Raw genomic sequence first — 13,883 nt, 5'->3', positions numbered from 1 at the left:
GTTTAAATATTTTTAAATCAGGTTAATTTATATTAATTTAGTATTTATTTATCTCGTGACTGGCTTTAAAAAGTAGCTAGAAACCGCGCATATAAGCGATACTGCTGCGACAAAGTAAAATGAGTGTATAAGGCTAAAGATGTCAGCGATCTTGCCGATGACCGTTGCGAATATGCCGCCGATTGTGATACTAAGCCCAAGCGTTACGCCTGAGGCTAGGCCGATTTGATTTGGTAAATAAAGCTGCGCAAGGGCGATTGAGGGGCTAAAAGATAGGCTGATGCAGGCACTCACACACGTGGAGGCCGCGAGAAATAGCGCGTAGCTGTCGATAAAGAGCATCAGCACGACTAGCGGCGCGGCGATGCTTAGACTTATTTTGATGAGTCTAACTAGGCCGTATCTATCAGCTAGCGCTCCGCCAAATAACGTAGAGATAGCACCTGCAGCAAAAAACATGCCTAAATTTACATTTGCAGCCTCTTTGCTAAGGCCAAAAATTTTGATGAGGTAGATGCTAAAAAATGCTGAAAAGCCAAATGTGACGATCGAGCGTGAAAATATACATAGACAAAGCCTCAAAAATGCGCCCAAATCGTCTTTTAGAACGCTTGTTTTTTGTGAAATTTGCTTTTTGTGATTGCCTTCTAGCGCTTTTATAAATTTGCCTTTTTGAGGTATAAAAGTGTTAAAAAATTTGAGGGATTATAAAGACTAGCGTCCCTTTTAGGCCAAAATTTCCCACAAAAACGGCGACTAAAATGGGCCCAACTGCAAAGCCCACGTTGCCTCCAAAAGAGAACATACTTATACTTTTGGCTCTATTTTTGGCGTTTGAGACGTAGTTTACGATCCTTGCGGCACTTGGGTGAAAGAGCGCGGCGCCGATACCGCTTATCATCACGCAAACTAGGATGATGTAGTAGTTTGTCACAAAGCCAGTGAGGCTCATGCCCCCCGCCAGCAAGCAGTAGCCCAAGCGGGATGACATATGGCAGCTCTTTTTTGTCGCTTAGGTGACCGATGAGCGGTTGGATGAGCGAGTTTGCTAAATTCGTGGCGGTCACGAGCGAGGCGGCTGTTGCGTAGTCGTAGTGGTAGCTCGCGATGAAAAGGGCAGCATCGCACCAAGCGCGCTTTGGTTTATGTCGCTACAAAAGTGCCCAAGCCCCATTAAATACTTTAAATTTTCCGCCTTTTTCATCTAAAATAGCCCCTTTAAAAGCCCTTTTAATTTTGCTTTTCGCTGCTTGCGTCATCATCTTTGCCGAGCTTCTTATCTAAAAATCTACCTATCTCTTTTTTGACCTTATTTTCGAGGTATTGCGATCTGACGTCGTATTTTAACTTGTCTGTAGTGCCTGAAATTTTCACGTTTAGATCGGTCTTTTCGAGCCTGCAAACAAGCGGTGCGTTAAGCATTTTTGTGGTGGTATTATAAGTGCCGCCTGCAGCCTTTATGTCGCTCTTTGGCGAGCTTAAATTTACGTTAAAAACGACGTTATCGCCCTTTATGTCGCCATAAATTTTGCCGTCTTTGTAAATCTCTTTTGTGATGTCCTTGCCGGTGAAGGTTTTTATATTGTTTGTGAGATTTGTGCTGGCTAGGTGACCCTCTTTTAGCAAGATGTCAAATTTGCCCGCCCTTTGCTTTGTCTCGTAGTCAAATTTAACATCGCCGTTGCCGTCATATAGATGATCCAGCCCCAAAGTCTGTGTTAGCCCTTTAACCTCAAAGTTTTTTAGCACCGCATCAAGCGTGCTGCCTTTGTAGGTTGCCTCTAGCTTGCCCCTAAATAGATCATCTGAAGTGGCTTTTACGCTTAGATCATCCACTTTGCCCTCTGCCGTTACGTGGGCTGCAAATTTACCGTGAAGCTCGCGACCAGCTAAAAATGCAAGCTTATTTAGCTCCGAAACTACCGCTTGAAGCTTTAAACTTAGCGTGCTTTTACCCACGTCAAAACTGCCATCTATGCCCTTTATATCAGCTAATGAGCTAAGAAAGTCACCACTAAATTTTGCCATGTCGCCTTTATAGTCTAGGCTCAAATTTGAGCTAAATTTCTCATTTTCTGGGAATTTTTTATCAAGCATTTTGCTAAGCGCTGTGGCGTTAAATTTGCCATCATTTAAAGCGATCGTTGCGGCAATGCTTGAGCTTTTACTAAAGATATTTTGCCCCTTTGCCTGCACATTTACCTTAGCGTTTGCCAGTCTGTCGTTGCCACTAAGCGCCAAGATCTCTCCTAGCTGCGCCTCTTTTAGGCTAAGATCAAGATTTTCATTTTTTATGGCGGCGTTTAGCTTGCCAGCAAAGGCGTCACCGCCTAAATTTAGCTCATCTATCTTTCTCTCTTTTACCTTCACATCGCCCGCAAGCGCCATCTTTGAGCCAACCTCAAAGCCACTAACCGCTTTAAATTTCTCAGGGTCGCTAATGAGCAGGGCAAATTTGCTAAAAATTTGGCTGTTTTTTAGGTCATAAACGCCCTTTATATCCTTTAGCTCGCCAAGGTCACTAAGCACGCTTGCGTCAAAATTTATAAGCTCACCTTTTGCGGTAGCACCGCCTTTTAGCTCAAATTTAGCTGCATTTTTAAGCTTTGCAAGACCATTATTTATAAGGCCGTTTTTTATCTCAAATTTAGCTTCGCCTGCAAGCTTTTTTAGCTCGTCAAAGCCGCTAAAATTTGCGTTTAAATTTATCTCTCCGTCTGCGTAGCTAGGCTGCAAGGCAAGCGCTAGAAGCTCTTTTAGCTTTATGCTGGTCGCATTTAGAGCTAAGTTTTTACTATCAAAATTTGCATTTATCTTGCCACCAAGGCCGTTTATCTCAGCCTTTAGGTTTTTAAGGGCGTTTTCTTGCATTGTAATTTCGCCGTTTGCGTTCACGGCGCCACTTAGCTGTTGATTTAAAAGCTTGCCAAAAAGAGCAAGATCGGGTACGTTTAGCAAAAAGTCGCTCTTTAAATTTTTGCTAGCTAGATCATAGGTCGTCTCATTTGCTTTTAAAGTAGCTTCAGGTGCGATGATAAGGGTTTTTGCGCTCACTTTTTCATTTGCAAATTTAGCATTTACGCCGCCTTTAAAACTTATATCTTTTGCTAAATTTAGCCCAAATTCATTTTTTAGAATTTCTTTGTTTATCGTTGCACCGCTTGCTAAAATTTGAGCGTTAATGATCGGCTCATTTTTCTCATCAACCCCTTGCATGTTGCTCGTTAGATCAAGCTTGCCGCTAGCTAAATTTGGCTTTTTAGCAAGAGCTGATATCTCAGAAAGCTCGATGTCTTTAGCATTAAGATTTAGAGCTTTTGGTAGGTAGTCTTTTAAATTTGCGTTTAAATTTATGTTTGAACCAAGCGCCGTGCCAGTTGCTGTTAGCTTGAAGTTGCTAAACTTACCGATCGCGTTTGCCTTAAGCGCGATATCTTTTTTTAGTCCAAGCTCGCTAGCCTTTGCCTTGTCGGCGTCTATATCTATGTTTAAGTTCATGCTTTGAGCAAATAATGAGAGATCGCCATTTGCCTTTAAATTTATGGCATTCATCACAATCGCTTCTAAATTTAGCGTGCTAAGACCAAGGTTAAAGTTTTTAAATTTGACATCGATACCGCGAGCAAGTGCCTCTTTTTCTATTTTGTTGGCTATAAATTTATTACCAAAAGAGCTAAAGGTGAAGCCAAAAATGCAAAGGATTATCAGCGCCAAAGCCACTACTAAATAGGCTATTTTTTTCATAAATTTCCTTTATATTAGTTTTACATATCATAAAACTTTAGTGCAAGTGACTAAAATTTTAATAAAATTTAACTATAAATTATTGACTTTTTTAGAAAAAAGTGCTAGGATCTCATCACTCAAAAATAAAGAGTGCTAAAAAAGACAATTAAACCAAAAGGATGAACAATGAACTTTCAACCATTAGGCAAGCGTGTTCTAGTCGAACGCGTAGAGGAGACAAAGACCACAGCTTCGGGCATTATTATACCTGATAACGCAAAAGAAAAACCTTTAAGCGGTGAGGTAAAAGCAGTCGGTGCTGAAGTAGAGGGCGTAAAAGTTGGTGATAAAGTTGTATTTGCAAAATACGGTGGCACTGAGATAAATTTAGATGATAAAACATATCTTGTTTTAAACATTGATGATGTTTTAGGCGTGATTAAATAATTAAAAAAGGAAAAACAATGGCAAAAGAAATTTTTTACTCTGATGATGCAAGAAATCGCCTATACGAGGGCGTAAAAAAACTAAATGACGCTGTAAAAGTGACAATGGGACCAAGAGGCAGAAATGTCCTTATCCAAAAGAGCTTTGGCGCTCCAAACATCACAAAAGACGGCGTTAGCGTGGCTAAAGAGGTTGAACTAAAAGATACTATCGAAAACATGGGTGCAAGCCTAGTTAGAGAAGTAGCAAGCAAGACAAACGACCAAGCAGGTGACGGCACTACAACAGCGACTGTGCTAGCTCACGCGATATTTAAAGAGGGTCTTAGAAACGTAACTGCTGGCGCAAATCCTATCGAAGTAAAACGCGGTATGGATAAAGAAGTAGCAGCTCTTATAGATGCACTAAAAAATATCTCTAAAAAAGTTTCTGGCTCAAAAGAGATCGCTCAGATCGCTACTATCTCTGCAAACTCAGACGAGAGCATCGGTAAGCTTATCGCTGATGCGATGGAGAAAGTCGGCAAAGATGGCGTCATAACAGTAGAAGAGGCAAAGTCTATCCAAGACGAGCTAAGCGTTGTTGAGGGTATGCAGTTTGACCGCGGATATCTAAGCCCATACTTCATCACAAACCCTGAAAAGATGCAAGTTGAGCTAAGCAATCCATTTATATTACTATTTGACAAGAAAATCACAAATTTAAAAGACCTGCTTCCAGTGCTTGAGCAAGTACAAAAGAGTGGCAAACCACTTCTAATAATCGCTGAAGATATCGAGGGCGAGGCACTTGCAACGCTTGTTGTAAACAAACTTCGCGGTGTGCTAAATATCTCGGCTGTTAAAGCTCCTGGCTTTGGCGATAGAAGAAAAGCAATGCTTGAAGATATCGCTATTTTAACAGGTGGCGAAGTTATCAGCGAAGAGCTAGGTAGAACACTTGAGAGCGCTACTATAAATGACCTTGGACAAGCTTCAAGCGTAGTTATTGACAAAGACAACACAACTATCGTAAATGGCGCAGGCGAGAAGTCAGCAATAGATGCTAGAATAACTCAGATAAAAGCGCAAATCGCCGAGACTACAAGCGACTATGACAAAGAAAAACTTCAAGAGCGCCTTGCAAAACTAAGCGGTGGCGTGGCAGTTATCAAAGTAGGTGCTGCGACTGAAACTGAGATGAAAGAGAAAAAAGACCGTGTAGATGACGCTCTAAGCGCTACTCGTGCAGCTGTTGAAGAGGGTATCGTAGTAGGTGGCGGTTCAGCTCTTATCCTTGCTTCAAAGAGTGTAACTCTAAATTTACAAGGTGATGAGGCAATCGGCGCTGAGATCGTTAGAAGAGCGCTTCGTGCTCCACTTCGCCAAATCGCTGAGAACGCTGGCTTTGACGCAGGCGTAGTAGCAAATGCAGTTGAGACAAGCAAAGATGCAAATTTTGGCTTTAATGCTGCAACTGGCGAATATGTAAATATGTTTGAAGCCGGTATCATCGATCCAGTTAAAGTTGAGAGAGTCGCGCTTCAAAACGCTGTTAGTGTGGCTAGCTTGCTACTAACAACTGAGGCAACTATCAGCGAGATAAAAGAAGAAAAAGCAATGCCTGCAATGCCTGACATGGGCGGAATGGGTGGCATGGGCGGCATGATGTAGCAGCCCTTTTCGAGCTAGAGCTTTCTAGCTCGAATTTATATTTAAACTTTAACCTCACTAAATTTATAAAATTATTTACTCCTTTTTAAATTTATTCTTGTATCATTTTGCTTTCTTTTAGGGAGAATTTACAATGAAATATGATGAAATTTTTAGAGAATACGACATCCGTGGCATCTTTGAAAAAGACTTGACAGAGGACAGCGTCAAGGCTATAGGGCTTGCTTTAGGTAAGAAATTTAATGAATTTGGCGTAAAAACTTTAAGCGTTGGTTTTGATGCAAGACTAAGTGCCAGCACGCTTTTTAAGTATCTGCTAAGCGGTTTAAATAAGGCTGGTGGCTTTAAAATTTACAACATCGGCTTGCTTCCAACTCCTGTTGGCTACTTTAGCGTTTATGCTGATTATTTCGACGCAAACATTATGATCACGGGCTCTCACAACCCAAAAGAGTATAATGGCTTTAAGATCACTATCAAAAAAGATAGTTTTTTTGGCAAAGATCTGCAAATTTTAAAAGATAAAGTTAATGAAATAATCGCCTCTGGTGAGCAGATCGTAGACGATGAAAGCTGTGAGAAATTTAACATCTTAGAAAAATATGTCGAGTTTTTTGTAAAAGAATTTAGTGATCTTAAAAATTTCAAAAAGCCTTTTGTCATCGACTGTGCAAATGGCGCTGTTGGCGTGAGTTTGGTGCCTATCGTCAAGGCACTTGGACTAAATGCAAAAATTTTATATGAAGATCCAGACGGAAATTTTCCAAATCACCATCCAGACCCAAGTGAAAAAGAGAATTTAAAAGAGCTATTTTCTCTTATCGAAAAGAAAGAATTTGACCTTGGATTTGGCTTTGACGGAGATGGCGACAGGATTGCAGTTATAACGCCAAAAAGAGATATAAAAGGCGATGAGCTAGCCTATCTTTATGCGCTAAATATGAAGCATCCAAAGGTACTTGGCGAGGTAAAATGCTCACAAAATATGTACGATGAGATCGCAAAGATCGGTGAAGTTTTTATGGGGAAAACTGGGCATAGCAACATCAAAAAAATGATGAAAGAGCTAAACGTAGATCTAGCGGCCGAAGTTAGCGGACATATCTTCTTTAAAGAGCGGTATTTTGGCTTTGATGATGCGCTTTATGCGATGATGAGGGTGCTTGAGCTAGTGCATAAAGGATTTGACCTTGACAGTGAGCTTGATAAGATGCCACTTGTCTTTAGTACCGATGAGATCAAGGTAAAAACGACTGACGAGGCTAAATTTAAGATAGTTGCCAAGCTAAAAGAGTGCGTGAAAAACGAGAGTTGCGACCTGCCAAAGATAAAAAATATTATTGACATTGATGGTATTAGAATTCAGTTTGAAAATGGCTGGGCGCTGGTGCGTGCATCAAATACAACGCCAGTTATCGTCACTAGATTTGAGGCAAAGAGTAAGGAATTTCTAGAAGAGATCGAGCAAAAAGTAACAAATCTACTAAAGAGCTTAATGTAGCTTGCAAAGGCATTTTGGGCTAAATTTACTCCAAAATGCCTTTTAGAATTTTATTTAAATATTTAAAAACTAAGTTGTATCTTTCTCGCCTAGCTTTCGTGGGTTTCTTTTTTTGTGGGCTCTATATAATACATATTATCTAGAATTTAAATTTATAAAATACATGCGCCTTAGCCTTTTTGAATGTTCATGCGGATAATGCAATTTAAATCCACAAGTAACCTATCTATTGTCGGCATTCTTTTTTAAAAATAGCTCATTATTGCAAGGAGCTCGCCTACTAGCTTACTGCTCAGTCAGATATGCAAGTTTATGTATTTTATGACAATATCACCTACTGAGAAGGCCTACGAACATATTAGTTAAATTTAAAAGATAGAGAGATGGCGTAAAAATTTACGCCATTAAATTTTAGAGTTTGCCGCCTTCAACGACTAGAGATTCTGGATTGACGCTGTCGCCATATATCGGTTTTAGTGTTGCGTCATAGTCTTTGTGGAAGAAATTTTCTTTACCTAACTCAATGATCTCATTGTTTAGCCAGTCAAGTAAAACTTTGTTACCTTTTTTAACAGCTGGTGCTATCACGTCCACGTCGCCAAGTGCTTCAACACCTACGACAAAGCCTGGAGTTTCTTTTGCCCAGGCAAAAAGTAGGGCGTTATCATGTGCTAGTGCGGCACCTCTTTTATCAACCAAAGCTGCAAATGTTTCAGTATTTTGGTCGTATTTTGCAAGCTTAATGTCAGGATAATTTTTTGTAAAAAACGCGTCTGCGGTTGTGCCCTTATTTACGATTAGGGTTTTGTCTTTTAGCTCATCGATGCTCTTTATTACCGCACCTTCAGGGCTTACGATGCCAAGCGAAACCTTCATGTATGGAAGCGCAAAATCAACAACTTGTGCACGCTCAGGTGTTTTTGTAAAATTTGCAAGCGTGATATCTACTTTATCAGCTACTAAAACTTCAACTCTACCAGCAGCCTCGACTAGCTCAAATTTTACCTTGCTCTCATCACCTAGTAGGTCTTTTGCGATACGTTTTGCAAAGTAAATATCATAGCCTTGGTTTTTGCCGTCTTTATCGACATAGCCAAATGGTGGTTTGTCGCTGAAAACGCCAATTCTTACATATCCGCGCTCTTTGATCTTTGCGATCGCATCAGCTTCGTTTGAAGCAGCTTTTGCCGTATCGGCACCTTTGTCATTACCACAACCCGTTAGAAAGACGGTAGCGATTAATGCTAATAAGAAAAATTTAAATTTTCTCACTCTTTCTCCTTGTAAAAAAGTTAAATAAATAAGAGCGTTAAATTTTCGCTCTAAACGCATTTTGAAAAAACGGCAAATTATCTCTTATTTTTTCTAAAACGAGAATAAATTTAGAAATTTCTTCGCGCGGTCGCTCTTTGGGTTGGTAAAAAATTCCTCTGGTTCGCTGATTTCCACGATCGCTCCAGCGTCCATAAATACGATCTTGTTTGCAACCGCCCTTGCAAAGCTCATCTCGTGGGTGACTATTAGCATTGTCATGCCATCTTTGGCTAAATTTAGTATCACGTCAAGCACTTCTCTAACGATCTCTGGATCAAGCGCAGCCGTAACCTCGTCAAATAGCATAATTTCAGGGTTTAAACAAAGGCTTCTTACTATAGCTATGCGTTGCTTTTGACCGCCGCTTAGCTCCTTTGGATAGGCAAATTTCTTACCAAGCAGCCCAACCTTGCTTAGCCACATATCAGCGGTCTTTTCGGCCTCGGCCCTATTTCTTTTTTGCACCTTTAAAGGCCCAAGAAGGACGTTGTCAATGACATTCATATGATCAAAGAGCTCGTAGCTTTGAAAGACCATGCCGACCTTTTGACGGATTCTTTGCCACTCTTTAAATTTAGCGTCTATTACTTCGCCGTCTATGATGATCTCGCCGCTTGCGATACTCTCAAGGCCATTTATACATCTAAGAGTTGTACTCTTGCCACAGCCCGATGGTCCAAGAAGCACGACCACTTCGCCGCTTTTAACCTCTAAATTTATATCCTTTAAGGCGTGAAGCTCTCCATAAAATTTGTTTATTTTTTTAAGTTCCAAGATGTTTTCGCACATTTTAGCTCCATTTTTCTTCTAGTTTTTTTGATAATTTTGAGACTGGATAGCAGATCGCAAAATATAAAAAGAATATGAGCGTGTATATCCAAAATGGCGCCATAGGATTTGTAAATACATTTCGCTCGATGATCTGCTGGCCGACTTTGACTACCTCTACAACGCCAATTAGCACGACGATAGAGGTCGTTTTTATCATACGGCTTAGTAAATTTACAGCTCCAGGCACTAGCCTTCTCGTGGCTAGTGGGATGATGACGTGAGAGTAAATTTGAAATTTACTAAGCCCAAGTGAGGCGGCTGATTCAAATTGATGTTTTGGTATTGATGTTATTGCACCACGCACGATGTCCATCATTTCAAAAATTCCCCACAAGCTAAAGACGATGAGTGAGGCTGTAAATGCTGAAATGTGGATATCAAACGCCTTACTGACACCAAAATAAAATAAAAATAACCAAACGATCTGAGGCATTATACGAACGATTTCTAGGCAAATTTTTAAAATAAAATAGATAAATTTATTTTTCATGCTCATAAGTACGCCAAGCACTAAGCCACCGATTATAGAGATAAATATAGAGATAAATGAAATTTCTGTGCTAACGACTAGACCTTCAAAGAGTCTTAGTAAATTTTGCGTGTCAAATAATATACTAACTCCTTGCATTTCTCACCCTTTTTTCGACGTAGCTAAGCGCCAGCGAGACTGGCAAGATGATTACAAGATAGCTAATAACCAGCATAAAAAGTGCCTCGTCTGTCTTGTAATAAAGCCCGATAAGATCCTTTGCGACGTAAACTAGATCGGCGAGTGCCACGATGCTAACGATGCTTGTTTCTTTTAGTAAAAAGATAATATTTGCACTAATGCTTGGCACTGCTACGCTAAATGCTTGAGGCAAGATAACATATCTTAAGAGCTGATTTTTACTAAGTGCGATGCTAAGTCCTGCTTCTATCTGCGACTTTCTAACCGCCTCAAAACCAAGTCTAAAGCTCTCACTCATATAGCTACCACCAAGAAAGCTAAGCCCAGCAACCGCACAGGCAAAGCCGCTCATCGACACTCCAAGCTTTGGCAAGCCATAATATAAAAAGAAAAGCTGTATAAGAAGTGGCGTATTTCTTGAGAGCTCAACGTAGCAGTCAATCACTTTTGATAGAAATTTTAGCTTGTAAAATTTCACGGCCATACAAAAAATACCGATCAAAATAGAAAAAACGATCCCTAAAAAGGCGATCTCACAGGTAAGCACTCCGGCCTTAACATAAAGCGGATAAAATTTCTCAATAAACTCAAAATCCATAAAACTTTAATCCAATCTGAAAAATGGAGTTATTTTATCTTATAATCATAAATTTAAAACTAATTAGATATGATCTTGTTTTAAATTTAAGCTTACAAAAAGGATAAAATTTGATCGATCTTTTTCAGATCATCGGCTTTTTGGGGATGATTTGCATCGTGATGGGCTACTTTTTACTTCAGATCGGCCGCCTAAATAGCCGCGATCTAGCCTATCAGATAATAAATTTAGCAGGTGCGGTGCTACTCATCATCTCGCTTTTTGTGCACTTTAACCTCGGTTCATTTTTGATAGAGGTCTTTTGGATAATCATTACGATTTATGGAATTTATAAAATTTACAAGGAGAGAGCGTGAGAGCGTACGCAGAGTGGGAAGAGCAGGGGCTTTTGTTTTTATCGCTGCCACATAGCAATAGCGACTGGGAGCCTTATTTAGAGGAGATTTTGGCGAGCTATGAGGAGCTTGTGGCTGCTGTTACGCCCTATCAGAAGGTGGTGCTCATCTGCCCCGATGAGGCAAATTTTGCTAGGTTTAAGAAATTTAAAAATGTTGAGTTTGTTAAGCTTGAGACTGACGATACTTGGATCAGAGACTACGGTATGATCGACGTTTGTGCTGAAGACGGCGTAAAGAGCTACGACTTTAAATTTAACGCTTGGGGCGGTAAATTTAAGAGCTCAAAAGATGATGCGATAAATTTAGAGCTAGCTAAAATTTACAAAACCAAGCTTGAGTCAGTTGATATGATACTAGAGGGCGGAAGCATCGAGTTTAACGGAGATGGCGTGCTTTTAACCACCTCAAAATGCCTGCTAAATGAAAATAGAAATTCCTCTCTTAGCAAAGAGCAGATCGAGGAGAAGCTTAAAAATTTATTTGGCCTAAAGCGTATCATCTGGCTTGAAAATGGCTTTATAAAAGGCGATGACACAGATAGTCACATCGACACTTTAGCACGCTTTATCACGCCTGATACGATAGCTTACGCAGCTTGCGAAGATGGGAGCGATGAGCACTTTGATGAGCTAAAAAGGATGGAAGATGAGCTTAAAAAAACTGGCTTTAAGCTACTTGCTCTGCCGCTACCAAAACCTAAATTTTATGATGGCAAAAGGCTTGGCTGCACCTATGCAAACTTCATCTTTGTAAATGGCGCACTGATCGTGCCAACATATAACGACGAAAACGACGAAAAGGTACTAAATTTACTAGCCAAGGCACTTCCAGATAGAAAGATCATCGGTGTAAATTCGCTAGTTTTTGTCCGTCAAAATGGCTCGCTTCACTGCTCAAGCCAAAATAGATACAAAAGGTCTTAGCCTTGTCAAGTCCGTTTGATTATGAGTTTAACCGCATAAATAAGCAGGAGTGCACGCAGGGCGAAAATAAGGCAGTTATCGCAGCCGGAGCTTGCGCCTTTTTGCTCGCACTTGTGAAATTTGCAGCGGGACTTCTTAGCGGTTCGGTCGCTGTGCTTGGCTCGGCGATTGATTCAATGCTTGATTTTATCGTTTCGCTTTTAAATTTATTTGCGCTTAGAAAGTCAAGAAAGCAAGCTGATGAGAGATTTAACTTTGGCTACACAAAGCTAGAGGCGTTAGCAGCGCTATTTGAGTGCGTTATCATCGTTGTGGCTGCTGGATATATATTTTATGAGAGCGTTAAGAAATTTAGCGAGCCAAATTTAGAGATAGACCTTGGCTTAAGCCTTGGTGTGATGGTATTTTCGGTCATAGTGACGTTATGTTTGGTGCTATTTTTAAACCAAATTTCTAAAAAAAGTGGCAACCTTATCATAAAAGCAGACGCACTGCACTATAAGATCGACCTTTTTAGCAACCTAGCAGTCATCATCTCGCTACTTATCATTAAATTTAGCGGATTTGTGATGATAGATGCGATCTTTGGTATCGTGATAAGTGGCTACATCGCTCAAAGCGCGATAAGCCTTGGCAAAGACGCACTTGGTGTCTTGCTAGATCACGCAGCAAGCCCTGAAGTCACAAAGGGGATCATCAATATGATAAAGGCAAAGAAGAGGATTTCAGACTTTCACTACCTAAACACAAGACAGAGCGCAAATACCATATTTTTAACGTTGCATTTAGTTTTTGACAAAGATATCTCGCTTTACGACGCGCACGAGGTGGCCGACTCGCTTGAAGCTGAGATAAGAGAGAAATTTAGGGATTATTCGTGGCAGATAACCACGCATTTAGACCCATACAACGACAAAGAAGGAAAAAGAGATGAAAGTAGCACTACTTCAACAAGAATTTAAAGGGACAAAAGAGGCGACCATCGCAAAGACGCTTGAGCTAATCGCGGAGGCAAAAAATGGAGGTGCTGATCTCGTGGTCTGTCAAGAGCTGCACCAGACGCAGTACTTTTGCCAAAGTGAGGATACAAATTTCTTTAATCATGCAAACGATTGGCAAGAGGACGTCGCTTTTTGGGGCAGGGTGGCTAAGGATAACGGCGTAGTTTTAGTCACTTCGCTATTTGAAAAGAGGGCTGACGGACTTTATCACAACACCGCCTTTGTCTTTGAGCGTGACGGAAGTGTCGCTGGCAAATACCGAAAAATGCACATCCCTGATGACCCTGGATTTTACGAGAAATTTTACTTCACGCCTGGTGATATCGGCTTTGAGCCAATTGAAACAAGCCTTGGCAAGCTTGGCGTTTTGGTTTGCTGGGATCAGTGGTATCCAGAAGCAGCAAGGCTAATGGCGCTAAAAGGGGCGAAAATTCTCATCTATCCAACGGCTATTGGCTGGTTTGAGGGCGATAGTGACGATGAAAAATCAAGACAGCTTGAAGCGTGGGTGGCGGTGCAAAGAGGCCATAGTGTGGCAAATGGTCTGCCAGTGGTCGCAGTAAATCGCGTGGGTTTTGAAAAAGATGATAGTGGTGTGATGGATGGGATAAAATTTTGGGGAAATAGCTTTGTTTTTGGGCCACAAGGCGAGCAGCTTTTCCGCGCAAATAGCACAGATGAGCTATGCAAGATCGTTGAAATAGACATGAAAAGAAGTGAAGAAGTGCGCAGAATTTGGCCATTTTTAAGAGACCGCAGGATCGATGCCTATGCAAATATCACAAAGAGGTTTATCGACTAAATTTAGAGCTAGAAATTCTA

Annotated in this window: 15 protein-coding genes; 7 read left to right on the top strand and 8 right to left on the bottom strand. The window is 40.7% G+C overall.

Features of this window, described 5'->3' with window-relative positions:
• Nucleotides 1–48 precede the first annotated feature (48 nt).
• The 4 genes from CVS93_RS09870 to CVS93_RS08645 form a co-directional block, all read right to left on the bottom strand.
• Nucleotides 49–582 carry an MFS transporter gene (locus tag CVS93_RS09870; protein ID WP_199907252.1) on the bottom strand — a complete coding sequence of 178 codons (534 nt, stop codon included), beginning with the start codon at nt 580–582 and terminating at the stop codon, nt 49–51.
• Between the two features lie 106 nt (nt 583–688).
• Complete coding sequence (locus CVS93_RS09865) at nt 689–991, bottom strand: MFS transporter (protein WP_199907251.1); 303 nt, start codon at nt 989–991, stop codon at nt 689–691.
• Nucleotides 992–1,063: 72 nt separating this feature from the next.
• On the bottom strand, nt 1,064–1,204 hold the full coding sequence (locus CVS93_RS09860; protein ID WP_196380732.1) for a hypothetical protein: 141 nt from the start codon (nt 1,202–1,204) through the stop codon (nt 1,064–1,066).
• Between the two features lie 26 nt (nt 1,205–1,230).
• Nucleotides 1,231–3,744 (bottom strand): tryptophanyl-tRNA synthetase, encoded by a 2,514-nt coding sequence (locus tag CVS93_RS08645; RefSeq protein ID WP_107687329.1) that lies wholly within the window; start codon nt 3,742–3,744, stop codon nt 1,231–1,233.
• Nucleotides 3,745–3,912: 168 nt separating this feature from the next.
• Here CVS93_RS08645 and groES point away from each other — a divergent pair, with 168 nt between their 5' ends.
• The 3 genes from groES (at nt 3,913) to CVS93_RS08630 (ending at nt 7,326) form a co-directional block, all read left to right on the top strand.
• Nucleotides 3,913–4,173, top strand: a complete 261-nt coding sequence (gene groES / locus CVS93_RS08640) for a co-chaperone GroES (RefSeq protein ID WP_021091238.1) — start codon at nt 3,913–3,915, stop codon at nt 4,171–4,173.
• 17 nt (nt 4,174–4,190) lie between these two features.
• Nucleotides 4,191–5,825, top strand: a complete 1,635-nt coding sequence (gene groL / locus CVS93_RS08635; protein ID WP_107687328.1) for a chaperonin GroEL — start codon at nt 4,191–4,193, stop codon at nt 5,823–5,825.
• Nucleotides 5,826–5,958: 133 nt separating this feature from the next.
• Nucleotides 5,959–7,326: a phosphomannomutase/phosphoglucomutase gene (locus CVS93_RS08630; RefSeq protein WP_107687327.1), complete on the top strand. Its 1,368-nt coding sequence runs from the start codon at nt 5,959–5,961 to the stop codon at nt 7,324–7,326.
• Between the two features lie 411 nt (nt 7,327–7,737).
• On the opposite strand, the gene CVS93_RS08625 is transcribed toward CVS93_RS08630, so the two are convergent.
• The 4 genes from CVS93_RS08625 to CVS93_RS08610 all read right to left on the bottom strand — a co-directional run bounded on the left by CVS93_RS08625 (nt 7,738) and on the right by CVS93_RS08610 (nt 10,739).
• On the bottom strand, nt 7,738–8,598 hold the full coding sequence (locus tag CVS93_RS08625; RefSeq protein ID WP_021091264.1) for a cysteine ABC transporter substrate-binding protein: 861 nt from the start codon (nt 8,596–8,598) through the stop codon (nt 7,738–7,740).
• 93 nt (nt 8,599–8,691) lie between these two features.
• Nucleotides 8,692–9,429: an amino acid ABC transporter ATP-binding protein gene (locus CVS93_RS08620; RefSeq protein WP_107687326.1), complete on the bottom strand. Its 738-nt coding sequence runs from the start codon at nt 9,427–9,429 to the stop codon at nt 8,692–8,694.
• A gap of 1 nt (nt 9,430) precedes the next feature.
• Nucleotides 9,431–10,099 carry an amino acid ABC transporter permease gene (locus tag CVS93_RS08615; protein WP_103559226.1) on the bottom strand — a complete coding sequence of 223 codons (669 nt, stop codon included), beginning with the start codon at nt 10,097–10,099 and terminating at the stop codon, nt 9,431–9,433.
• Complete coding sequence (locus CVS93_RS08610) at nt 10,086–10,739, bottom strand: amino acid ABC transporter permease (RefSeq protein WP_107687325.1); 654 nt, start codon at nt 10,737–10,739, stop codon at nt 10,086–10,088. Before CVS93_RS08610 ends, CVS93_RS08615 begins: the two co-directional genes overlap by 14 nt.
• A gap of 110 nt (nt 10,740–10,849) precedes the next feature.
• Here CVS93_RS08610 and CVS93_RS08605 point away from each other — a divergent pair, with 110 nt between their 5' ends.
• Genes CVS93_RS08605 through CVS93_RS08590 form a run of 4 tightly spaced genes read left to right on the top strand, consistent with a single transcriptional unit; the run spans nt 10,850 to nt 13,863 of the window.
• The gene (locus CVS93_RS08605) at nt 10,850–11,095 is read left to right on the top strand and encodes a CBU_0592 family membrane protein (RefSeq protein ID WP_021089339.1); all 246 of its coding nucleotides are present in this window, start codon (nt 10,850–10,852) and stop codon (nt 11,093–11,095) included.
• Nucleotides 11,092–12,060 carry an agmatine deiminase family protein gene (locus CVS93_RS08600; protein ID WP_107687324.1) on the top strand — a complete coding sequence of 323 codons (969 nt, stop codon included), beginning with the start codon at nt 11,092–11,094 and terminating at the stop codon, nt 12,058–12,060. Before CVS93_RS08605 ends, CVS93_RS08600 begins: the two co-directional genes overlap by 4 nt.
• 2 nt (nt 12,061–12,062) lie before the next feature.
• Complete coding sequence (locus CVS93_RS08595; RefSeq protein WP_107687323.1) at nt 12,063–13,022, top strand: cation diffusion facilitator family transporter; 960 nt, start codon at nt 12,063–12,065, stop codon at nt 13,020–13,022.
• Nucleotides 12,991–13,863: a carbon-nitrogen hydrolase gene (locus CVS93_RS08590; protein ID WP_107687322.1), complete on the top strand. Its 873-nt coding sequence runs from the start codon at nt 12,991–12,993 to the stop codon at nt 13,861–13,863. Before CVS93_RS08595 ends, CVS93_RS08590 begins: the two co-directional genes overlap by 32 nt.
• Nucleotides 13,864–13,883: the final 20 nt, after the last annotated feature.

It is taken from the genome of Campylobacter concisus (genome assembly GCF_003048535.1).
In the GTDB taxonomy this organism is placed as follows: domain Bacteria; phylum Campylobacterota; class Campylobacteria; order Campylobacterales; family Campylobacteraceae; genus Campylobacter_A; species Campylobacter_A concisus_S.
The sequence above is the reverse complement of the archived record's forward strand: the minus strand, read 5'-3'. Positions and strand labels throughout refer to the sequence as shown.

Excerpts from the sequence above, each read along its gene's own strand:
- CVS93_RS08590 (WP_107687322.1), top strand. The coding sequence starts at position 12,991 with ATGAAAGTAGCACTACTTCAACAAGAATTTAAAGGGACAAAAGAGGCG.
- CVS93_RS08645 (WP_107687329.1), bottom strand. The coding sequence starts at position 3,744 with ATGAAAAAAATAGCCTATTTAGTAGTGGCTTTGGCGCTGATAATCCTT.
- CVS93_RS08610 (WP_107687325.1), bottom strand. The coding sequence starts at position 10,739 with ATGGATTTTGAGTTTATTGAGAAATTTTATCCGCTTTATGTTAAGGCC.
- CVS93_RS08620 (WP_107687326.1), bottom strand. The coding sequence starts at position 9,429 with ATGTGCGAAAACATCTTGGAACTTAAAAAAATAAACAAATTTTATGGA.
- CVS93_RS09865 (WP_199907251.1), bottom strand. The coding sequence starts at position 991 with ATGTCATCCCGCTTGGGCTACTGCTTGCTGGCGGGGGGCATGAGCCTC.
- CVS93_RS08630 (WP_107687327.1), top strand. The coding sequence starts at position 5,959 with ATGAAATATGATGAAATTTTTAGAGAATACGACATCCGTGGCATCTTT.
- CVS93_RS09860 (WP_196380732.1), bottom strand. The coding sequence starts at position 1,204 with ATGAAAAAGGCGGAAAATTTAAAGTATTTAATGGGGCTTGGGCACTTT.
- groL (WP_107687328.1), top strand. The coding sequence starts at position 4,191 with ATGGCAAAAGAAATTTTTTACTCTGATGATGCAAGAAATCGCCTATAC.
- CVS93_RS08615 (WP_103559226.1), bottom strand. The coding sequence starts at position 10,099 with ATGCAAGGAGTTAGTATATTATTTGACACGCAAAATTTACTAAGACTC.
- groES (WP_021091238.1), top strand. The coding sequence starts at position 3,913 with ATGAACTTTCAACCATTAGGCAAGCGTGTTCTAGTCGAACGCGTAGAG.